Below are 22,697 nucleotides of genomic sequence, written 5' to 3' on the forward strand. Positions count from 1 at the left end.
AAAAATTAACGTCGTGCGGAAAGCATTCCTTCAAGCCGCTGCGCATTTGCCGCAAACTGCGAATTAGGATAATCGGTCTTAATCCGGCGGGCGAGTGTTGCTGCACGGTCGTAATTTCCGGCGGCGTAGGCAGCTTCAGCGGCATTCAATAGGTTGAAAGGCGTTGTAGCGCTGTTTACATCCCAGTTTGCAGCATTTTCGAACATGCGGGAAGCGTCGCTGTATTGCTCAAGTTGCATGAGTATCATGGCATGCAGGCTTTTAGGCGCTACGCCCATTACACCTGAAGGCACATTAAACCGATTAATTTTGCTAAGTGCAGATTCGTAATCGCCAATTTCAGCAAAACTTACCGCGGCATAGTAGAATGCAAGATTTCCCGCCGCGGTACGCGGAAAGCGGCTTGTGATCTCAATCAAACCGGGTTCCATTGCTTCATCATCACCGAAAAGAGCGTTTTCGAAATTGCCGCCTAAAAACTGTTCTTCAGCGAATGACATGGCTTCCCGTGCATTGTTTTCTGCAGAAGCCGAACTGGTGACAAACCAAATAATTCCACTGATTAGCGCAATAACGGCAATCAAACCACCGATGATTGAGCCTTTATTTTCCTTATAGAATGCGAGCGCTTTAACGTAGCTGGTTACGAGAGCATCCTGTTCGAGTTCTTCCTTAGAAAGTCTGTTGGACATTTTATTTTGGGCGAAATTTAAGTTGTTTACAGAACGGCTAAAATAAAGCGTATTAGATGATTAGACAAGTCAAAAATTCATTTCACCGGCTACAATATTGCCTTGCTCAATGCGCAGCACACGGTCGCAGCGGGACGCTATTTTGCGGTCGTGCGTTACCATAACTACGGTTATACTGAGCGCATTGCGCAGCTCAAAAAGCTGATCGAGCAAGGTTTGGGTGTTGTGCTCGTCGAGGTTGCCGGTTGGTTCATCAGCAAGTAAAAGGTCCGGTTCATTCATCAGTGCGCGTGCAACAGCAACCCGCTGCTGTTCACCACCCGAGAGCTCCGACGGCCGGTGATGGCCGCGTTTGGCAAGGCCGAACTGACCGAGCAACATTTCTGCGCGCTCGTTCCGTTTTTCCGCAAAGTGATTACCGATCAGGGCCGGCATCATGACATTTTCAAGGGCAGAGAATTCCGGAAGCAAATGATGAAACTGAAATACGAAGCCCATGTTTTTATTCCGGAAACCAGCAAGGGCCGCGGTGTTGAGGGTGCTCATATTTGTACCCCGAAAAAAAACATCACCTGAATCAGCGCGGTCAAGGCCCCCAAGGAGATGGAGAAGGGTACTTTTGCCGGAGCCGCTTGCGCCAACGATGGCTACAATTTCATTGGCCGCAATATCAATATTTACCCCTTTCAGGACTTCGAGTTTTTCTCCTGATCCTTTCTCTTCGTATGATTTTTTCAGGTCACGGGCGTAAAGTATCGGTTCCACGAGCTGTCTTGGTAAATGTGAGCGGGGAAAGGCAGGGGAGGGTTACGATAAATTGGAGCTTCTGAAACCAGGATATGCAAAGGGTTCAATATGCTCGCATTTGCCGTTTTCAGTATTGATGAGGGTATGAATGCCGCACATACGGTTATCGCCATTGGCCGAGCTGTACTTGTGCGGGGTTTGCAGCAAGAAGCGTTTGATGGCTGTATCCTTATCCATGCCGATTACCGAGTTGAACGCGCCGGTCATGCCCACATCCGTAATGTAGCCGGTACCTTTCGGTAGAATGCGGGCATCGTTTGTCGGCACATGCGTATGGGTTCCGGCAACGACAGAAACCCGGCCGTCAACATACCAGGCAAAAGCCTGTTTTTCAGCTGTTGCTTCGGCATGAAAGTCCACAAATATCAGATCTGTCTCTGTCTTAATTTTATCAATTACCCAGTCGGCAGTGCGAAACGGGCAGTCTATGGACTGCATGAAAGTGCGCCCCTGCATATTTATAACGCCAATTTTCAGGCCGGTTTCGGGTATGTCATAAATACCATAGCCATACCCATGCGCACCTTTCGGATAATTCAGGGGGCGTAACAAATTGGGATCTGTTTTCATGTACGGGTAGATCTTCCATTTTGCAAAGCTATGATTGCCGCCGGTTACAACGTGCGCCCCGAGGCGGTAGAAGTTTTTGACAATTTGCTCATTGGTTCCCATGCCTTCATGAGCGTTCTCCCCATTAATGACTACAAAATCGGCGCTGTATTTCTTGATGATTGTTTGGAGGAAGGTATCTGTAAGCGCGATTCCTGCGTCGGATACGACATCACCGACGAATAAAAGACTGATTGTATTGGGCATGTGGGATAAATAAAAAAAGGACAGCGGGAATTGCAAAGAACCGTTTTACACACGGTGGGAACCCTCTCATGCGAGTTCGTCTTCCACTATTTCCCGAAGGAACATGAGGCACGACGTTGTCGCACAAAGCCGGACTCCCTGTTGATTAAATATCGTTCAAGCAATAACCAAACGCTGTCCTTAATTGAATATACTACTTTTTTTTGATTTTGGTAGTGTTAATTTGATTCAGGCTTTCCTGCAGGCTCTCGGCGACTTCACCGAAAAGCACATTATTCAGGTCTTTATCGAAAGAATCGGGCATGTTTTTTTTCAGAAGAAAAATTTCTTCCGCAAGGCTCAAACAGCTCAGAACCATGATGGTGTCGTTGGGCTGCCCTGCAAAGTGCTTTTTCATGTCTTTCAGACGCCGGTCCACAAATTGCGCTACTTCTTCCATCAGAAGCTCGTCTCCGGGCTGCACCTTGAGCGGGTACTGCTTGTTGAGTATGGTGACTTTGATGGATTTCATTCTTTCACTTCGAGATGGCGGTCAAGACGGCGAATCATGCGCAGTAATTGCTGCTTCAGGATGAGCCGTTCTTTTTGGGTTAAAACCGGCTCTCCTTCACGCAGCACAAGCTGATCTTTCAGCTTGTCGTTTTCTTTTTTTAAGCGCTGATTCTCCTGCACAAGATCATGATAGCGTTGCGTAAGATCAGCGGTTGCGGCCTGCATTTCGGCCAGCAAACTGCGAAGCTCCTGCGCCCGCTGTGCTGATTTTACGCTATGTAGAACTTGTTTGTCTTTCATTGCCGGTTGCTGTTTGCGGTCTGACTATCCCCTGAGCTTTGCCCCGAATGTTTTATCAAGCCCTTTGGTGAGCTTGTTGATGATGGAGTTGACGTCATCAATGGTAAGCGTTTTTTCGCCATCCTGAAAGATGAGTCTGAACGCAACGCTCTTTTTCTCTTCACCAAGGCTTTTTCCTTCAAAGACATCGAAAACACTGACGGATTTCAGGCGCTTGCCCCCATGTGTTTTGATGTAGCTCAGTAATTGAAAGGCTTCGAGCTCTGCGTCAACAATTAACGCAATATCGAATTCAAATGCAGGAAATTTCGGAACAGACGCATAGCGGACCTGCGGACGCTCCCGCACAAGTTTGCTTAGTTCATCACAGTTGATCTCAGCTATGAATGCAGGGACTTCAAGGTCATGCAGCTTTGCTTCGGCGGCCGTTATCTGACGCGCGTACCCCATGCGGGTGCTTCCGTTTTGGAGGTGCAGAATCTGATTTTCGTACGCAAAGCTGATTTTGTCTTCCAGCTGAAGATTTCTGAAGAGTCCGTTTAACAGGGCTTTAAGGTCGTGAAAGGTGAAGACCTGTGCCGGGTGCTGCCAGTGCTGCACCTGCTTGTTGCCGGCAATCCCGATCAGAAGGCTGGTCGTTTCCTGAATGCCGCTAATCCAGCTGCCTTCCCCGGAAGAAAAAACGCGTCCTATTTCAAAAGCCCGGAAGCTTTCAGCTTTGCGGTTGAAGTTGTAGGCCGCTGATTTCAGAAAGCCGTAGGTCAGGTCCGGGCGCAGGATAGCCTGGTCGCGAGAAATGGGATTCAGGGTTGGGATAAGCTGTGCTTCCTGCGCTTCGGTGAGCCACTTACGGATGGTTTCGGGAAGGAGGGAGTTGTTGTACAGCTCCGTGAGTCCAAGCCGGATACAGGCGTCGTGCAGGCTGGTTTTGAACTGCTCTTCAAAGGGCGTGACCGGCGGCCGTGCAAAGGATATGCACCCCGGAGTTGGGATGTTGTTGTAGTCAAAAATCCGGGCGACTTCTTCTATGAGATCTACTTCGATACTCACATCCGGGCGGTAGGTCGGAACGGTGCAGTTAATGCGGTCACCCGCGGCCTGTGGGGCAAAGCCGAGGCGCGCTAAAATCTGAACCATGGTTTCCTGCGGTATTTCCGTGCCTATCATCTGATTGGCGCGTGCTACCCGCAGGCTGAGTTTTTTGGGTTCAGTAACTACGGGATGGATATCCGTAACCGGCCCGTCAATTTCTGCGCCTGTCCATTCTGCAATCAGCTGTGCACAGCGCAGGGCCGCTTTGAGCGTGATCTGCGGATCAACGCCGCGTTCGAAGCGGTAGGATGAATCTGTTTGCAGGGCCAGCGCACGGGATGTTTTGCGTACGCTTACAGGCTCAAACCAGGCTGATTCAATAAGGATATCAGTTGTATGGTCCTGGATTTCAGAGTTTAATCCGCCCATTACGCCTGCGAGTGCGACCGGTTTTTCGGCGTCGCATATAAACAGGGAACCTGCCGGTACTTTCTGTTCGGTTTCGTCCAGTGTCGTGAAAGTGATCTCCTGACCAAAAGATTTAACGACAATTTCCGGACCGCTCAGAGTGCTGATATCGAAGGCATGGAGGGGTTGCCCAAGCTCGTGCAGCACGTAATTGGTTGCGTCAACTACTGCGTTTCGGGGGCGCAGTCCGATGGCCTTGAGACGGTTTTGTACCCATTGCGGGGAGGGCTGCACCTGTACGTTTTTCATCACGATACCCGCGTAGCGATGGCACAAATCCGTGTTTTCAATGCGAATGCTGATACGCGGATTTCCGTCTTCATGATGGGTGATGGAGGCGGGTTGGAGCGAGGCTGCGGGATGCGTGAAAGCTTCGCCGGTTACGGCAAACAGGTCGCGGGCGGTGCCTGCATGACAGGCTGCGTCGGGGCGGTTTGGCGTAAGGCCAATTTCAAGGATGGTATCCCGGGTGCCGGGTACGACATCTGAGAAAGGCGTGCCGGGGGATAGGGCGCTGTCAAGTACCATGATCCCGCTGTGATCGGTTCCAATGCCCAGCTCGTCTTCGGCGCAAATCATCCCGAATGACAACTCGCCGCGGATTTTCGATTTTTTAATATGAAAAGGTTTGCCGCTTTTGTCGGTTACCGGCAGGGTTGCGCCAACTTTTGCAACGGGCACTTTTTGCCCGGCAGCAACATTGGGCGCACCGCATACAATCTGCACGGTTTCTTCACCGGTGTTTACCTGACAAAGGGTGAGTTTATCAGCGTTGGGATGTTTTTCTGCGCTAATTACTTCGCCCACTACCACACCTGCAAAGTCGCTTCCTACGGATTCAATTTCATCAACTTCTAAGCCGGTCAGGGTGAGTTTGTCAGCAATTTCTGTATCGGAGAGGCTGGTGTTTATGTAGTCGCGCAGCCAGTTTAGCGAAATTTTCATAGTTAATTATTGGAACTGTTGCAGGAAACGGAGGTCGTTGTCGTAGAGGAGGCGGATGTCGTCAATGCCGTATTTGAGCATGGCAATTCGCTCTACACCCATGCCGAAAGCAAAGCCGCTGTATTCTTCGGAATCAATGCCAACTGCTTGCAGCACATTGGGATGAACCATGCCGGCTCCTAAGATTTCGAGCCATTTTCCGGAGCTTTCATCTCCCCACCAAATATCCATTTCGAGGCTTGGTTCGGTAAACGGGAAGAAAGAAGGACGAATCCGGTAGCGAACGTCTTCCCCGTAAATCATTTCCACAAACATGATGAGTGTATCCTTGAGCTCGGCAAGCGATACTTTTTTATCTACATAAAGTCCTTCAACCTGATGAAACAGGCAGTATGATTTGGCCGTGATGGATTCGTTGCGGTACACCCGTCCCGGCATAATGGAGCGGAAGGGCGGGGTGCCGTTTTTCATCAGACGAATCTGTACGGGTGAGGTGTGTGTGCGCAGAACAAGGTCGTCGGTGTCGGCGTCTTCGGTTTTCCGAATGAAGAAGGTATCTTGCATGTCGCGGGCTGGATGTTCGGGCGGAAAGTTGAGCGCGGTAAAGTTGTGAAAATCGTCTTCAACTTCGGGGCCGTCGGCAATGGAAAATCCAAGACGGTAGAAAACATCTTTGATTTGCCGGAGGGTTTGCGACAGGGGATGGGCTACGCCAAGCGGAAGCGGGCTTGCGGGCAGGGTGATATCGTCGGTTGCTTTCGCAGTAGATTTTTTTGTGCTGTGCAGCCGCTGTTCCGCTTCTTTGAGTTTAGTGTGTGCAAGCTGTTTTACGGCGTTGACTTTCTGACCGAATATTTTGCGTTCTTCAGCCGCTACAGAGCCGATTTTACTGAGCAATGCGGATACATGCCCCTTTTTGGAAAGATAGGTGAGGCGGAAGTGCTCAAGTTCTTCACGGGTGCTGATCCTTGCGGATTCAATCTCTTTTTTGAGCTTATCAGTGAGTTCACTCATAGTTTGGTGGAAGGCGCTTCAGGGGTGGAGCGGGATGAATAAAAAAGGCAAGCCTATTGGATGTAGGCTTGCCTGTAAGTTACATAATCGAAAAGAAGAACACGCTTAGGCGGTTGCTTTTTTAACGATTGCCGTGAATGTTTGCGGCTCGTGTACGGCAAGATCCGCCAGGATTTTGCGGTCGATTTCAATATTGTGCTTTTTCAGAGCACCCATCAGTCTGGAGTAAGAAACCCCGTTAAGGCGTGCAGCCGCATTGATACGGATGATCCAGAGTTTTCTGAATTCCCGTTTGCGGTTACGGCGGTCTCTGTACTGATATTGAAGACCTTTTTCTACAGTATTTTTGGCAACTGTATAAACCTTGCTTCGTGAACCCCAATAGCCTTTCGCTTGCTTGAGTATCTTCTTGCGACGGCTTTTGGAAGCCACTTTGTTCACTGAACGTGGCATTTGATATAGCTTAAAGGTTAAATGTTAAATTGAATTTCTACTTAGAGGTTTGGCAGGAGACGCTTGATGTTGCTCATGTCGCTCTTGTGAACCAGGGTAGATTGCCGCAGATTGCGCTTGCGCTTCGGCGACTTTTTGGTGAGAATGTGGCTTGTGAATGCCTTTTTACGCTTCAGCTTGCCGGTTCCGGTGAGCTTGAATCGCTTTTTGGCGCCACTGTTTGTTTTGAGTTTAGGCATTTGTTATTCGTATCTAATTTTCGATTTGAATACAGAACCGCAAATATAAACACTTTTTGACCCTAATACAATTTGAATTACCGACACAAACGAATGGTACCGATATATTTGGCGCTGTCCTGATTTGTGCATAGCTCAGCTTCCGGTATTCTGTTTTTAAGGGGAAGCAACAGGAGCGGGATTGCCTTGTCAGTGTGTTTGCTGAGGCTGAAAAGTCCGGATCAGAGAAAAAAAGCAAGGGCTTTATCTTTGATTTGGGAGCTTTGAGTTTACCCGCCAAGCTCCTGATGTTCACGGAGTTTTTCCCAAAAAATAAAAAAGCCCGCCATGCTATGGGCGCCGGTGGCAGGTTTACCGTGTTTGTTTAGCCTGCTTTTGCAACAGGGAGCGGGTGAGCTGTGCGCAAAAAAAAGGAAGTCACCCGGAGATTGGGGACTTCCTGAAGTTAATTATTAGCTCCGGCTTATTTGTTGGGCGCAACAATGAGTGACATGCGCTTGCCTTCAAGCTTGGGGTTGGTCTCGATTTTGCCGAGTTCTTTAAGGTCGTCGGCAAAGCGTTCGAGGAGTTCTTTGCCGTTGTTGCTGTAAATAATGTCGCGACCCCTGAACTGCACGGTGGCTTTGACCTTGTTACCTTCTTCCAGAAACGATTTGGCGTGTTTCAGTTTGAAGTTGTAGTCGTGGTCATCCGTATGCGGTCTGAATCGAAGCTCTTTGATGTTTACGACGTGCTGCTTTTTCTTGGCTTCTTTTTCTTTCTTTTTCTTTTCGTACAAGAATTTTTTGTAGTCCAGAATACGGCATACTGGAGGGTTGGCGTCTGCGGCGACTTCAACGAGGTCCAGTTCCATATTGCGCGCTATAGCAAGGGCGCGGTCTGAGCTGACAATTTCGTGCTCACCGTCTGGCTTGATAACACGTACTTTTGGCGCTTCGATGTCTTCGTTAATGCGCTCGGTGTTGTAATTCTTGTATTGCTTATATCTCTTTCCGATTGTTGTATCTCCTATTTATTCAGGTTTAGGGTGCCGGTTTTCTGTGCGTTAATCCGGCAAAACTTTGTTGTTGATTTCGTCTGTTAATTTAACAAGGTATTCATCAAATGCAAACGTTCCGACATTTCCTTTTCGGTGTTTGCGCAGGGATACCGTGTTGTTTTCGGCTTCACGTTCGCCGATAATCAGCATTTGGGGTATTTTTGCTTTTTCGGCTTCTCTGATTTTGAGCCCGATCTGCTCACTGCGGTCATCTACGGTTACGCGTATGCCTTTTTCATGGAGCTGATCACGATACTTATAAGCAAGGGTGTTGAACTGATCGGATACGGGAATGATGCTGACCTGCTTGGGCGACAGCCAAAGCGGGAAATTTCCGGCGAAGTGTTCGATTAATATGGATGTGAATCTTTCCATTGAGCCGAAAGGGGCGCGATGGATAATCACCGGGCGGTGTTTTTTGTTGTCGGCACCCATGTAGGTGAGTTCGAAGCGTTCGGGCATGACGTAGTCGAGCTGTACGGTGCCAAGCTGCCATTTGCGCCCAATGGCGTCCCGGATGATGAAATCAATTTTGGGGCCGTAGAAGCTTGCTTCGCCTTCAGCGATGGTGTAGGCAAGGCCGAGTTCATCGGCTACTTCTCTGATTTCGCGTTGTGCACGCTGCCAGTATTCTGCAGCGCCGCCATATTTGTCGTCGTTTTCATCGCGGAAAGAAAGGCGGATGTCAACCGGCATGTCGAAAATGCTGAACACATGCTGCGTCAGGTCGATGCAGCCCTTGATCTCATCTTTGAGCTGATCGTGTGTGCAGTAGATGTGGGCGTCGTCCTGCGTGAAGCCGCGTACGCGGGAGAGTCCGTTGAGCTCGCCGGATTGTTCGTAGCGGTACACGGTTCCGAATTCAGATAAACGAATCGGCAGGTCGCGGTAACTGTGCATTTCACGGGCGTAAATGCGGTGATGATGCGGGCAGTTCATGGGTTTGAGCATATAGCGCTCGTCATCGACCTGCATGGGGTCGTATTGTGAATCGGCGTAGTATGGGTAGTGCCCTGATGTTTCATACAGACGCAGATTCGCGATGTGCGGGGTGATGACTTCCTGATATCCGCGGTTAATCTGCTCGTCGCGCAGGAAAGCTTCAAGCGTGCGACGCAGAACGGTGCCGTTGGGCAGCCAAACCGGTAAGCCGCTGCCGATCATGGGATCGATCATGTAAAGGGACAGCTCTTTGCCCAGTTTTTTGTGATCCCGTTTTTTGGCTTCTTCCAGCATGTGCAGGAATTCATCCAGCATTTTCTGCTTGGGGAAGCTGATGCCGTAAATGCGGGTAAGCTGTTTGTTGTCGCTTTTTCCGCGCCAGTAGGCGCCGGCTACGTTCAGAAGTTTTACAGCCTTTACCTTTTCTGTGTTCGGGATGTGCGGTCCGCGGCAGAGGTCTGTGAAGTTGCCCTGCGTGTAAAAAGAAATGGTACCGTCTTCCAGATCACCGAGGAGTTCGAGTTTGTACGGATCGTTTTTCTCCGTGTAATGGGCGACGGCTTCTTCTTTGGAAACTTCTTTTCGGGTGAATGCAGTCTTGACGCGCGCAAGTTCGAGCATTTTTTTCTCGATGCGGGGGAGGTCTTCTACAGAAATGGTTGTATCCCCGAAATCAATGTCGTAGTAGAACCCCTGTTCAATGGCCGGACCAATGCCGAGCTTTACGCCAGGGTACAGGGCTTCGACGGCTTCAGCGAGAAGGTGCGCGCTGCTGTGCCAGAAGGTCATTTTGCCGTCTTCGGTATCCCAGGTGTTGATTTTCAGGCTGCCATCCGCGGTGATGGGACGGTCGAGGTCGAGCACCGTTTCGTTTAGGGTGATGCTGAGGGCGTCTTTGGCAAGACGGGGAGAGATGCTCTTTGCGACTTCAAAGCCGGATGTGCCGGCTGGATAGGTACGGATGGTCCCATCCGGAAATGTTAATTGAATCGTCTCTGCTGCGTTAGAATCCTGAGCCATTAAATTAGATAGAGTCGGGTGCGGAAAGAATAGAATAGATTATCGTGATGAATACAAGCGTCAAATATACAAAATCAATGCAAGGGTTTGAAAGGCGTTTAACCCGTATTCATCATGACAGGCTGAATACGTTTTTCAGAGCCAGGAATTCAGTAAGTCGCTGTTGGAAGAAGGCCCTGGATAAGCCTTTGGTGCTTTTGACGAGCTTCGGAATTTCCCCGCTGTCTGTACTCTGGCAAGATCTCATGCACCGCGTATCAGGGACGCTGCATTTATCGGATTCGCTTCGGCTGTGCGAAATTTGCCGGTGAACAGAGTTGATTAGTAAGGTTGCAGATTTTGAGAATGTTGTGCCGTGAATGATGCCGGGAAGGGAACGTAAACGGGCGGTACAGGTGTAATGCAGTCGTTGTATGAATCCCTAAGCTTCCGGCTGACAAGCGCTTAATTTCCGAAGCCGGATAAGTCTGCCAACTACTACACTAAACTGTTATGAAAATGGACGCTCTTAAAAAGTGGAAATACTTCGCCATCATCGCCGTCACCCTTGTAGGTCTTGGTGTTAATCTCGTAGCCGAAGCTACGATTATTAAATCCAACAGTCCTGATTATTTCGATCTCAAACACATGGCACTTTGGTTTTGGATCGGACTTGCGGGACTTGCAAGTATAAATGCCGGAATCTCCTTCATGGCCGAATCGGTGAAGCACCGCATTTATGCTGAACAAAACATGAAAGATCCGAATGCGTGACAAACTGCATTCGGTAATGAGCGGGCAGTTTGTTAAATTCGATCGTTAAACCGCCGGAAGGCTGAGACACCGAATGAATGAACTATAATCCGTCAATTGCGGCGTATTTGATCGCTGTTAAATCAAACCTATCATTTTGAGTACTAAAACGATTCGAATTGCTTCGGGGCAGGGCTTTTGGGGTGATCTGCCTGTAGCGCCCGTAAATCAGGTCAAGCTGGGTAAAATTGATTATCTGATGATGGACTACCTTGCTGAGGTAACCATGTCTATCATGCAAAAACAAAAGCTGCGCAACCCTGATTTTGGGTACGCGCGCGATTTCGTAGGGGTAATCGAACATATACTGCCTGAAATTGCAGCCGGAAAAGTCCGGGTGATGTCGAATGCCGGCGGGGTGAATCCGCAGGCCTGTAAAGACGCCATTCTGGAAATTGCCAAAAAAGCCGGCATTAGCGGGCTCAAAGTTGCCGTTGTGGATGGGGATAACATCCTGCCCGATCTTGATTCCTTTATTGAAAGAGGGCACGAGCTGAACAACATGGAAACAGGCGAGCCTGTAATCACGGTGAAAGACAAATTGCTGAGTGCCAACGTGTATTTTGGCGCGGAAGCCATGGTTGAAGCACTCGAAGCCGGCGCGCACATTGTGGTTACGGGACGGGTAACGGATACCGGTCTCTGCCTTGCCCCCTTGGTTCATGAGTTTGGTTGGGATTTCGATGATGCCGATAAGATGGCTGCCGGAACGGTTGCCGGGCATATTCTGGAATGCGGCGCCCAAAGTTCAGGCGGAAATTTCACGGATTGGGAGCTTGTCCCTGACATGGAAGATATCGGCTTTCCTATTGTGGAGGCGTATGCAGACGGCAGCTTTGTAGTGACCAAGCATGAAAATGCCGGCGGTTTGGTAAGCGAGGCAACCATCAAGGAACAGCTGTTGTATGAAATTGGCGATCCGGCTGAGTATATCACGCCGGACTGCGTTGCTGATTTCACGAGTATTGAGCTTGCACAGGAAGGCGAAAACCGCGTACGGGTCTGGGGTATCAAAGGAAAGCCCAAAACACCATTTTATAAAGTATCAGCAAGCTATCTGGATGGCTATAAGCTGACCGGAACACTCGTTTATGCCTGGCCCGACGCGCTCAAAAAAGCCGTTCGCGCTGGTGAAATCCTCAAAGCCCGGGCCGAAAAACTGGGGCTGACATTCGATGCGTTTCATACGGAGTATGTCGGGTTTAATGGCTGTACAGAACAGCCGGCAGGACCTGAGTTTGACCGCGATACCCCTGATGAAGTACAGCTCCGGGTGGCTTTGAGCGGGCCTTCCAAAAAAGACCTTGACCGTTTCGGGATGGAACTTGCGCCGCTGATTCTGACCGGACCAAGCGCGGTTACCGGATTCGCCGGCGGAAGACCTAAAGCTGGCGAAATTGTAGCCTATTGGCCGGCATTGCTGCGAAAAGATGCAGTAAAAGCCCGAATGACTATCTTTTCTACCTGATTTTGTTGTAGTTTATCTCACTAACGTAATTCCCTTACACCTAACCGATTTTGTAACTCACTAAGTCTATGCTTATTGGTATCATAGGAGCCGGAATATCCGGTCTCACAGCTGGTCGTATACTGGCAAAAGCCGGTCATGAAGTTATTGTTTTTGAAAAAAGCCGGGGGTTCGGCGGGCGTATCTGTACCCGTCATTCCAATAAATATGAAGGCGTTCGGTTTGATCACGGGGCACCCTACATATCCGGAGATGATCCGCTTTTTAAGGCGTTCATTACAGAACTAACCGACAAAGGCATTGCGAAAAAGTGGACGGACACGTTTCATTTTCACGATGGCGAACAGCTCTACGACAAACATCCAAACATGGACAAAAAGGACCGGTATGTTTGTGAGGAGGGGATGAACAGCATTGGTAAGTACCTGAGCCGCTGGGTAGATGTTCGGCTGAACACACGGGTGATCGGATTCACTTATCAGGGGGATCGCCGCACCACCAAGCGTGCCTGGATGCTCAATCTCGAAAGCTTTGATACCTTCGAGGTTGATGCCATCGTAGTAGCCGCACCGGCAGTTCAGACGTATGGTCTGATCGAAAACAGCATTGATGAAACCATGTTCAAAACCATCATCAAAGACATTGACAGCGTGCTCTACAGCCCCAAACACGCCTTAATGCTAACCTATGAAGGCGCAGACATACCGGACTTCTCCGCTCTCGTGGTGGCCAATAATCCGGTCGTGAATTGGATTTGTAACGAGAACTCAAAGCGGGAAAACAACTCACCCAATACGCTTGCCCTAACCGTGCATACGCACGCGGCATTTTCGAAAAAACACGTTTTTGATGGTAGTGTACCAGAAATTGTAGAACTGGAAATTGCACAGCAAGTCCGCAAAATACTGGGCGACTGGGCTGGCCGCTACGACGAATCACAGCTTCGTCTGTGGCGCTACCCGCAACCCGGAAATTATTTCGAAAAGGATTTCGTTGAACTCGGCGAAGATCTGAAACCCATTGCTCTCGTTGGTGATTACATGCGCGGCAAAACCTTAGAACATGCATATATCTCAGGATATAAGCTGGGTCATCACTGGGCTAAACGCTTTTCGAAATAGGTGTAGTTGAAAGAATTATTCAAGCTTAACCGGTTTTTCTGGAAATACAAGGGTACTGTGCTCATCGGTACCCTTTTTCTTGTTTTAGCTAATGTATTCCTGGTATGGATACCCATTCTGATCCGTCAGACTATTGATAAGGTAGAGGAGCTGTCACAGGAAAATGCAGACGCCGCGGTCGGTGTACTGGATGTATTATTATCTGAAGAAGCCGGCGCGTTGCTTGCAACGAATACGGCCTACCTTTTGCTTGCGGTGGCGCTCTATGGGATTTTGCTCTATGCGACCCGCCAAACGCTCATCGTGACGTCAAGAAAGATTGAGTTTGATATGCGGAATGAGATTTTTGACCGCATTCAGCAACTGCCGCAAAGTTATTACAGCCAAAATAAGAGCGGGGATATTTATGTAAGGGCGACGGAAGATGTTCAGCGGGTGCGGGAGTATTTTGGCCCGGCCTTTATGTACACCATTCAAACAATTTCAAGGGCCGCCATCATCATAACGATTATGGTTCTGGTGAATCCGGTGCTCACCTTATGGGCATTGCTGCCATTGCCCGTTCTCACGCTTTTTGCCTATTGGGTAAGCGGGTTTATTCACAAGCGGTCAAATGAGATTCAGGAGCAATACGCGTCTCTTGCGGGCCGTGCCAACGAAGCCTTTTCGAGCATACGACTCATCAAGGCCTATGCGCGGGAGGACTACGAGAAGGGCCGGTTTATGAAGGAAAGCGAAACCTACCGCCGTCGGAAACTCAGGCTTGATGTAGTCGAATCCCTTTTTCATCCTATGCTCAGCCTTCTTATTGGCTTATCCATTGTGTTGGTCATCTGGCAGGGTGGCATTATGGTAACACAAGGGATTATCACGATTGGCAACATCGCAGAATTTATCATTCATGTTACTTATCTGACCTGGCCGGTTGCTTCCCTGGGCTACACCATCAATCTGATTCAGCGCTCCGCAGCGTCTCAGGAGCGCATTGCCAAAATGATGCGCACGCCAAATGAAATACAGGACACCGTTTCAGACAGCCCGGAAATAACCCATATTAAGGGTGATATCACCTTCGAAAATGTGTCTTTCGTTTATCCGAATGCAGAAACGCCTGCGATAGACCGCGTTTCTTTTTCGGTTAAGGCTGGTCAGACTGTCGCTTTTGTAGGAAGAACAGGCAGCGGAAAAACAACGCTGGTTCAGCTTATACCCCGATTATTTAACCCTTCCGCAGGCAGCATAAAAATTGACGGAAAAGATATTACAAAAATTCCGCTGAACTTTTTGAGGAAAAATATTGGTTTTGTACCACAAGATACTTTCTTATTTTCAGATACAATAAAAGATAACATTGCCTTCGGAATGGAATCCTTCTCTGTTCAGGATGTAGAAAAAGCGGCTGAAAATGCCCAGGTACTTGAAAACATAAATGATTTTGAGAAAGGATTTGACACCTTACTTGGTGAAAGAGGCATAACACTTTCCGGCGGTCAGAAACAGCGCACAAGTATTGCAAGAGCTATAATCAGAAAACCACCTATCCTTATATTAGACGACTCATTAAGTGCTGTTGATACCAAAACTGAAGACGCCATACTTACACATCTTAAACATGAATTTAAAAGCAAAACTACCATCATCATAAGTCACCGCATTTCTACTGTGAAGGATGCCGACTGCATTTTTGTGCTTAAAGATGGCAGCATTACCGAATCAGGGAAACACGAGGAGCTGATTAACAATCAGGGTTATTACGCCAGCATGTACAGGAAACAGCTTCTCGAGCAAGAGTTGGCACAGCTCTGAACCAAATCAACAAACCATATCATAAAAACACAACACATCAAACCAAAGCCGGGCTTTGCTTCAAGGACTGAAAGCTTGATTGCTTACGCATAGCCGGGAAACATACCGATACCCAGGAGATAAACCATGATTATAGTACCTTTAGGTGTTGCGTCGGCAACGCCTACAGCCAAACGACACCTGTCATCTGTAGCGCTGTGGCGCGACGGACGCGTCTATTTATTTGATTGCGGCGAAAATGCCCAAATGCGTGCCCTTCAGGCCGGCCTGAAAAGATCAAAAATCGACTACATCTTTATTTCGCACATGGATGGAGATCATTTCTTCGGCTTGCCCGGTTTGATTTCTACCATGCAGCTGCAGCGCCGTGAAAATGTGCTCAACATAGTGGGGCCCGAAGGTCTTAAAGAATTTATTGAGGCTGCCCTTAAAGCTGCGAGCATAGAGCTCACATTTGAAATTGTGTTTAAAGAATTTAAGGATGGATTCGAGCACGAAATCGTAGTTGACGATCCTGAGTTCTACATTGAGGCTCGTCCGCTTGAGCACAAAAACCTTTGTGTAGGGTATCGTTTTCAGGAAAAAGATAAACCGGGTAAGGTTGATGCTGCCAAAGCCGAACAAATGGGCATTACAGAAGACTGGCAGTACAAGAAACTTAAGGCCGGTGAAGATGTTGAGCTTGAAGACGGCACCATTGTCCCTTCTTCAGAAATCGTTGGCGAGCCCAAAAAAGGTGACAGTTTTGCCTACGTAACCGATACGCTGTTTTCCGTGAACTCACTCAAGCTCGCTTATAAGGCAACCATTCTGTATCACGAGGCAACATTTGATCAGAATCTGAAGGATAAAGCGGAAGAGACTTTTCACTCTACAGCTGAAGACGCAGCTACCATTGCCCATAAAGCTGAAGTGCAGCGTCTGGTCATTTCGCATTTTTCCGCGCGTTACACCAATCAGTTCGTGCTGTTGAAAGAAGCCCGTAAGATTTTCCAAGACACTTGGGTTGCAACCGAGCTTCGCCCGATTATGACGGACCCACAGCACGAAAGAGGCATAATCAAAGCCAAAATTCCAATTGATACATCAACACCGGGTGGTAAAGGTCCGAATAAAGGCGGATACCGCGGCGGTGGAGGCGGTAAAGGCAAATACTTCCGTCCGCGCAAGCGTTTCGACCGTGGCGATGATTCGCGTGGCGGCGGTCGTCCATACGACAACCGCGGAAGAGGTGGCGGACGCCCCTACGATAACCGTGGCGGCGGCAGGCCATATGACAACCGTGGAGGAGGCGGTCGCCCCTACGATAATCGCAGTGGAGGCGGTAGAGGACGCCCATACGACAACCGCGGCGGAGGCGGTGGCGGATACCGCAGAGATTACGACGACAGAGGAGGAAACCGTTCTTATGATAACCGCGGCGGCGGGCGCTCTTACGATAATCGTGGCGGAGGCCGTAACTACGACGACAGAGGCGGCAGGTCTTACGATAACCGCGGACCCCGTGACTGGGATAACCGGGATAATCGCGACAACCGTGGCGGACCACCATCACGTGATTATGATAACCGTAACCGTCGTTTTGATAACCGGGACAACCGCGATAACCGTAACGATCGTGATCAGCGTTTCGAGCGCAGAGACCGTGACAATTCCCCCAAGGACTTTGATAAAGACATGGATCAGTCAAAGCTTCCGATAAAACCACGTACCCCATACGACGATTTTGACCGCTTCTGATAAAAAGTCAAAGTTTGATTCTAAAGCCGTCGATTCACACCTGATTCGACGGCTTTATCAGTTTCTGAAACCCTACAAGTGGTACCTTGTTTTAGCGCTGGTTCTCACGCTAATTGTATCTTTCGCTGGTCCGCTACGCCCGTTCCTGATACAAATTGCTATAGATGATTACATCGCAACCGGTGATGTGCCGGGTCTTACGCAAATTGTCTTTTTTATTCTGGGTGTACTGATTGTTGAAAGTGTGCTCATGGTTGCCGTCACCTTCATCACCCGATGGATCGGGCAAGGTGCCTTACTTTCACTCCGTAATGCAGTTTTTGAGAAAATACAGTCGCTGCATGTACAGTTTTTCGACCGCAACCCTATCGGAAAACTCATCACCCGAACAACCAACGATATTGAAGCCCTGAGTGATCTTCTTTCGTCCGGTGTAGTAAATATCATCGGGGATCTCTTCCGGATTTTCTTCATTTTGGTTTTTATGTTTGCGATGAGCTGGGAGCTTACGCTGGTCTCAATCAGCATACTTCCGGTACTTTTTTATGCAACCTTTTGGTTTAAGGCAAAAGTTCGGGTTGCTTTTCTTGACATCCGGGACTGGATTGCCCGGCTGAATTCTTTTGTGCAGGAGCACATCAATGGGATGAGCATTGTACAGCTGTTTGGCCGGGAAAAGAAGGAGATGGAAAAATTCAGTGCCATTAATAACGAGCATAAAAAAGCGCACATCCGTACCATTTTTTATTTTGCTGTTTTCTGGCCCATTGTAGAAGTGCTCTCGAGTTTCGCAATGGCGCTTGTTATCTGGTATGGGGGAGCAAGCGTACTTTCAGGCACGCTCACATTCGGTATTCTGGTAGCTTTCATTCAGTACGTCCGTCTGTTTTTCCTGCCGATCCGTGATTTGTCAGATAAGTTCAACACGCTCCAAAGCGCACTTGCTTCTTCTGAACGTATTTTTAGTGTAATGGATGTCGAAAACGAAGTCAGAGAAGCGGAGAAGCCGATTCATCAAAAACCGTCTTCCCACGATATTGAATTCAGAAACGTCTCCTTCCGCTACACGGAGAAAGGTGATCAGATTCTTCGAAACGTTTCCTTTTCTGTAAAAGACGGGCAAACCGTTGCGGTTGTTGGGGCAACCGGATCGGGAAAAACCACGCTGATCAATCTTATGATGCGGTTTTATGACATCAAGGACGGAGAAATTCTGGTCCAGGGCCGCAACATTAAGGATTATTCGCTGAACTGTCTTCGCCGTTGTTTTGGCCTGGTTTTACAGGATAATGCCTTGTTTTCGGGCTCAATTTATGAAAATGTGAGCCTGGGCAATCCGGATATTACCATGGAACAGGTTGTTGAAGCTGCAAAAGCGGTTGAAGCTGATCGCTTCATTGAGCGGTTGCCGGGCGGCTACAATTTTGTGCTGCACGAACGGGGTGCTTCCCTGTCTATGGGGCAGCGGCAGCTTCTTTGTTTTATGCGGGCGCTGGTGTATAATCCCGGCGTTTTGGTGCTGGATGAAGCTACTTCCAACGTCGATTCCGAAACAGAGGCACTTGTGACCGGTGCCATTGACAAGCTCCTGAAAAACCGTACTTCCATCGTGATTGCGCACCGCCTTGCTACGATTCAGCATGCCGATAAAATTCTGGTTATGCATAAGGGCGAAATAAGGGAAGAAGGTACCCATCAGCAACTAATCAAAAAACGCGATGGAATTTACCGCCGCCTTTACGAACTTCAATACAAAGATCAGGCCGCCTGATCTGATCCGTGTGCCATTCCCTTTTCTTCAGGCAAACAACAAGCATCAATAGTATTCTAAACTCTACAATCAGACGATATAATCATGAAAACAGCATACTTGACGACACAATACGGGACCATGAAAATTGAATTTTTTGAGAAAGATGCGCCCGGAACAGTGGCAAATTTTGTAAAGCTTTCTGAGGACGGCTTCTATGACGGGCTAACCTTTCACCGCGTAATTCCTGACTTTGTCGTTCAGGGAGGCTGTCCTAAAGGCACAGGTGTTGGCGGACCGGGTTACCAAATTAAGTGTGAGCTTGATGGCGGCAATCAGTATCACGACCGCGGTGTTTTGTCTATGGCCCATGCCGGGCGCGATACCGGCGGATCTCAGTTTTTTATCTGTCACAGCCGCGACAATACAGCACATCTCGACCGCCGTCACACCGTTTTTGGCAAAGTAGTTGAGAATGTTGATATTGTTGACAAAATCCGTCAGGGGGATAAAATCGAAAAAATTGAAATCCGGGACGAAGCTTAAGCATACAACTTGCTGAATCTTAAAGCCCGGTAGATTGAAGCCAGCATTATTCACAATTAAACAGAATTTATTTGCTGAGTGTAAACTTAAATTTGGCTTAGCGAAAAACACCGATTGCCCAAATTTAAGTTAGGTGTAAAGTCTGCTGCGCACCGAGCGCTGCGAAATTTCCCCGCTGGCGGCGTTGAAGCTGAAAACTCATGCTCAGGGTACTGAGGTACCCTTACGCTGAGTTTTCAGCTTCGCCTTGCCAGCAAGAAAATTTCTTGGTGAATAATACGGGTAAAGTGCTATTCAGAGGTTGCTTCGTCATGTACAGCGTTTTTTTTCGCTGGCAGCGACCGGACAAAACAGGATTTTTTTGTATTTTAGCGGCTTATTTTAACGGGTTGCCCTGTATGAACAGGCAGCTAATCTCATAAATGCATCAAAACAAAACAGCCCTTACCGACTCGTTTTCAAACTTATGTCAATTAAAACCGCTGCCCAAATAAGGCAGGAATTTCTCGACTTCTTTGCTGCAAAGGCACACGCCATCACGCCAAGTGCCCCTGTTGTACCGCAGGATGATCCTACCTTGCTTTTCACCAATGCGGGCATGAATCAGTTTAAACCTATTTTTTTAGGTGAACAGCAAACCTACGCGCAGGACGGGCGGCAATGGTCACGCGCAGCGAACAGCCAAAAGTGCATTCGCGTAAGTGGCAAACATAACGATCTCGAGGAGGTAGGTATAGATACCTACCATCACACCCTTTTCGAGATGCTCGGAAACTGGTCGTTTGGGGATTATTTCAAGGAAGAAGCCATAGCATGGGCCTGGGAATTGCTGGTAAAAGAATGGGGGCTCGATCCCGACCGGCTCTACGCTACTGTTTTTGGCGGAGATGAAAAAGACGGTCTGCCGGTAGACGATGAAGCTATAGAACTTTGGAAGAAAGTGACATCCATCAAACCGGAAAACATCCTTCGCTTTGGTAAAAAGGATAATTTTTGGGAAATGGGGGATACCGGCCCCTGCGGACCCTGTTCTGAAATTCATGTTGATCTTCGCTCAGATGAAGAACGCGCTAAGGTTAGCGGAGCGGAGCTTGTAAATGCAGACGACCCAAGGGTAATGGAAATCTGGAACCTGGTTTTTATCCAGTTTAATCGTCAGCCTGACGGCAGCTTGCAAAAACTACCGGCTCAGCACGTTGACACCGGAATGGGTTTTGAGCGGATTTGTGCGGTACTGCAAGGCAAAACTTCCAATTATGATTCGGACGTTTTTCAGCCGCTTATTCAGGAAATCGCGGCTTTGGCTTCCAAAACCTACGGCAAGGATGAAAAAACGGATATTGCCATTCGCGTCATCGCCGATCACATTCGTGCTGTATCATTCGGTGTAGCGGACGGAGCTTCTCCTTCCAATGATGGCCGCGGCTACGTCATCCGGCGTATTCTGCGACGTGCCATGCGCTATGGCTGGGATGTTCTCGGCCTGCGTGAGCCATTCATGCACCGGCTTGTTCCGGGTATCGGGAAAGTTTTTGAGGAGGTATTCCCGGAGCTTCAGGCACAGCTTGCCTACGTTATATCTGTGGTGAAGGCTGAGGAGGAAAGCTTCCTGCGCACCTTAGGGCAAGGCATAAGCCTGTTCGAACAGGTTGCACAAGACACCAAAGAAATTGCCGGCGAACACGCCTTTAAATTGCATGACACCTATGGTTTTCCCATAGACCTGACGCGCTTAATGGCCCGCGAACGGGGCCTGACTGTTGATGAAGCGGGTTTTGACCGGCTAATGCAGGAGCAAAAAGAGCGCGCAAGAAGTGCCGGTCGGTTTCAGGCGGTTACGTCGGATGCGCAACCCTGGAATTTCATGCCGGGGCATACCGAACTCTCTGAAACAAAATTCACCGGATACGATAACTTTTCTGTAAAAGCCGGGCTAATTGCATGGCGCCCAACAGATGATGACGGTATTTTTGAAGTTGTTCTCGATCAAACCCCGTTTTATGCGGAGAGTGGCGGTCAGGTTGCTGACACTGGTTTTATCCGTTTCGGAGATACGGCATTGCGCGTAAATGATGTTCGTAAGAAAGACGGCGTCTTCATCCATTACACAGAAGGCGCGCCGCCGCAAAACAGCGCCGAATGCTATGCTGAAATTGACAGTGGTCTTCGTACAGAGACGCAAAAAAATCATACTGCAACACACATCCTGCATGCCGTGCTTCGAAACACGCTTGGAGATCATGTAGCACAGAAAGGCTCACTTGTAGCCCCGGATAAACTCAGGTTTGACTTCTCACATTTTGAAGCTGTTACACAGGAACAGCTTGATCAGATTGAGGCGCAGGTCAATCAGAAAATTCAGGAAAACATCCCGCTGACCGATGAGCGTAATGTCCCGATTGAAGAGGCCAAATCACGCGGGGCCATGATGCTCTTTGGGGAAAAATATGGGGATTTCGTCCGTGTCGTTACCTTTGACCCGTCGTTCTCCGTGGAGTTTTGCGGAGGCACGCACGTAAAGGCGACCGGTGAGATCGGATACTTCCGTTTTGTCTCGGAATCAAGCGTCGCTTCGGGCATACGCCGTGTTGAGGCGGTAACCGGGGTGAAGGCCGATGCCCTTCTGCGCACGGAGAAGCATATTTTGTCATCACTGAAGAAAATTGCCGGCGCCGGCAAGGATCCGCTTACTTTTGTCGAAGAACTCCTTGCTGAAAGAAAAAATCTTCAAAGAGAAGTTAAAGCGCTCAAGATGGAAGTGGCAGGTGCAGGGCTCGAGCAAATACTCAGTAACAGCGAAGTTGTAACAAATGGCGTTAGGCTTATCAAAGGCGTTGTAGAGGGTTCTGACATGAGTCAGCTTAAGCAACTTGGCTACGATATGCTCAACAGGGAGCAATCCGGCACGGTTTGTCTCTTAGGTACGGCGGATGCAGAAGCTGGTAAAGTGTATCTGATGGCCTGTGTATCTGATGACCTTATCAAACGCGGGCTCAAAGCGGGAGCGCTGGTCGGAGCCGCAGCTAAATTTGTTGGCGGCGGCGGCGGCGGGCAGCCTAACCTTGCGACAGCGGGTGGCAAACAGCCTGAAAATCTTAGTAAAGCGCTGGAGAATGCACCTGAACTGATTAAAAGCTTTCTCCAAAATTGACATCCTATGCGGGCCTGTTTTGGGATTGCCCGTCAAATTTTTTCGGAAATAAAAGTTAACCCTA

19 protein-coding genes are annotated in these 22,697 nt (G+C 48.8%); 8 read left to right on the forward strand and 11 right to left on the reverse strand.

Annotated elements, in window-relative coordinates; all coding sequences use genetic code 11:
* Positions 1 to 5: 5 nt before the first annotated feature.
* The 11 genes from CYPRO_RS08695 to thrS form a co-directional block, all read right to left on the reverse strand.
* A complete protein-coding gene (locus CYPRO_RS08695; protein WP_114984245.1) occupies positions 6 to 692 on the reverse strand; it encodes a tetratricopeptide repeat protein in 687 nt (228 codons plus the stop codon).
* 69 nt (positions 693 to 761) lie between these two features.
* Positions 762 to 1,457, reverse strand: coding sequence for an ABC transporter ATP-binding protein (locus tag CYPRO_RS08700; protein WP_114984246.1), 696 nt, complete (start codon positions 1,455 to 1,457; stop codon positions 762 to 764).
* Positions 1,458 to 1,499: 42 nt separating this feature from the next.
* Entirely contained in the window at positions 1,500 to 2,315 is an 816-nt protein-coding gene (locus CYPRO_RS08705; protein ID WP_114985745.1) for a TIGR00282 family metallophosphoesterase, read from the reverse strand.
* Between the two features lie 193 nt (positions 2,316 to 2,508).
* A complete protein-coding gene (locus tag CYPRO_RS08710; protein ID WP_114984247.1) occupies positions 2,509 to 2,826 on the reverse strand; it encodes a cell division protein ZapA in 318 nt (105 codons plus the stop codon).
* Positions 2,823 to 3,107, reverse strand: coding sequence for an alanine--tRNA ligase (locus CYPRO_RS08715; protein ID WP_114984248.1), 285 nt, complete (start codon positions 3,105 to 3,107; stop codon positions 2,823 to 2,825). The genes CYPRO_RS08710 and CYPRO_RS08715 overlap by 4 nt, the downstream gene beginning before the upstream one ends.
* A 24-nt stretch (positions 3,108 to 3,131) precedes the next feature.
* Positions 3,132 to 5,552, reverse strand: coding sequence for a phenylalanine--tRNA ligase subunit beta (gene pheT, locus CYPRO_RS08720; RefSeq protein WP_114984249.1), 2,421 nt, complete (start codon positions 5,550 to 5,552; stop codon positions 3,132 to 3,134).
* A gap of 6 nt (positions 5,553 to 5,558) precedes the next feature.
* On the reverse strand, positions 5,559 to 6,566 hold the full coding sequence (gene pheS, locus CYPRO_RS08725; RefSeq protein ID WP_114984250.1) for a phenylalanine--tRNA ligase subunit alpha: 1,008 nt from the start codon (positions 6,564 to 6,566) through the stop codon (positions 5,559 to 5,561).
* 105 nt (positions 6,567 to 6,671) lie between these two features.
* Positions 6,672 to 7,019, reverse strand: a complete 348-nt coding sequence (gene rplT, locus CYPRO_RS08730; RefSeq protein ID WP_114984251.1) for a 50S ribosomal protein L20 — start codon at positions 7,017 to 7,019, stop codon at positions 6,672 to 6,674.
* A gap of 41 nt (positions 7,020 to 7,060) precedes the next feature.
* Positions 7,061 to 7,258 (reverse strand): 50S ribosomal protein L35, encoded by a 198-nt coding sequence (gene rpmI, locus CYPRO_RS08735; RefSeq protein ID WP_114984252.1) that lies wholly within the window; start codon positions 7,256 to 7,258, stop codon positions 7,061 to 7,063.
* 463 nt (positions 7,259 to 7,721) lie between these two features.
* Positions 7,722 to 8,270 carry a translation initiation factor IF-3 gene (gene infC / locus CYPRO_RS08740; RefSeq protein WP_333473005.1) on the reverse strand — a complete coding sequence of 183 codons (549 nt, stop codon included), beginning with the start codon at positions 8,268 to 8,270 and terminating at the stop codon, positions 7,722 to 7,724.
* A 33-nt stretch (positions 8,271 to 8,303) separates the two neighbouring features.
* Positions 8,304 to 10,259, reverse strand: a complete 1,956-nt coding sequence (thrS, locus tag CYPRO_RS08745; protein ID WP_114984254.1) for a threonine--tRNA ligase — start codon at positions 10,257 to 10,259, stop codon at positions 8,304 to 8,306.
* A 492-nt stretch (positions 10,260 to 10,751) separates the two neighbouring features.
* On the opposite strand from thrS, the gene CYPRO_RS08750 reads away from it, so the two are divergent.
* The 8 genes from CYPRO_RS08750 to alaS all read left to right on the forward strand — a co-directional run bounded on the left by CYPRO_RS08750 (position 10,752) and on the right by alaS (position 22,633).
* Positions 10,752 to 11,012 carry a hypothetical protein gene (locus CYPRO_RS08750; RefSeq protein ID WP_114984255.1) on the forward strand — a complete coding sequence of 87 codons (261 nt, stop codon included), beginning with the start codon at positions 10,752 to 10,754 and terminating at the stop codon, positions 11,010 to 11,012.
* Between the two features lie 136 nt (positions 11,013 to 11,148).
* Positions 11,149 to 12,519 carry an acyclic terpene utilization AtuA family protein gene (locus CYPRO_RS08755; RefSeq protein ID WP_114984256.1) on the forward strand — a complete coding sequence of 457 codons (1,371 nt, stop codon included), beginning with the start codon at positions 11,149 to 11,151 and terminating at the stop codon, positions 12,517 to 12,519.
* Positions 12,520 to 12,587: 68 nt separating this feature from the next.
* Positions 12,588 to 13,640 carry an NAD(P)/FAD-dependent oxidoreductase gene (locus CYPRO_RS08760; RefSeq protein ID WP_114984257.1) on the forward strand — a complete coding sequence of 351 codons (1,053 nt, stop codon included), beginning with the start codon at positions 12,588 to 12,590 and terminating at the stop codon, positions 13,638 to 13,640.
* A gap of 6 nt (positions 13,641 to 13,646) precedes the next feature.
* A complete protein-coding gene (locus CYPRO_RS08765) occupies positions 13,647 to 15,446 on the forward strand; it encodes an ABC transporter ATP-binding protein (RefSeq protein WP_114984258.1) in 1,800 nt (599 codons plus the stop codon).
* 126 nt (positions 15,447 to 15,572) lie between these two features.
* Positions 15,573 to 17,186: a ribonuclease Z gene (gene rnz, locus CYPRO_RS08770; RefSeq protein WP_114984259.1), complete on the forward strand. Its 1,614-nt coding sequence runs from the start codon at positions 15,573 to 15,575 to the stop codon at positions 17,184 to 17,186.
* Complete coding sequence (locus tag CYPRO_RS08775; protein ID WP_240644714.1) at positions 17,173 to 18,957, forward strand: ABC transporter ATP-binding protein; 1,785 nt, start codon at positions 17,173 to 17,175, stop codon at positions 18,955 to 18,957. The genes rnz and CYPRO_RS08775 overlap by 14 nt, the downstream gene beginning before the upstream one ends.
* Positions 18,958 to 19,041: 84 nt before the next feature.
* Positions 19,042 to 19,482, forward strand: a complete 441-nt coding sequence (locus CYPRO_RS08780) for a peptidylprolyl isomerase (protein WP_114984260.1) — start codon at positions 19,042 to 19,044, stop codon at positions 19,480 to 19,482.
* Between the two features lie 466 nt (positions 19,483 to 19,948).
* A complete protein-coding gene (gene alaS, locus CYPRO_RS08785; protein WP_114984261.1) occupies positions 19,949 to 22,633 on the forward strand; it encodes an alanine--tRNA ligase in 2,685 nt (894 codons plus the stop codon).
* Positions 22,634 to 22,697: the final 64 nt, after the last annotated feature.

The sequence above is a fragment of the Cyclonatronum proteinivorum genome (assembly GCF_003353065.1).
GTDB classification, from domain to species: domain Bacteria; phylum Bacteroidota; class Rhodothermia; order Balneolales; family Cyclonatronaceae; genus Cyclonatronum; species Cyclonatronum proteinivorum.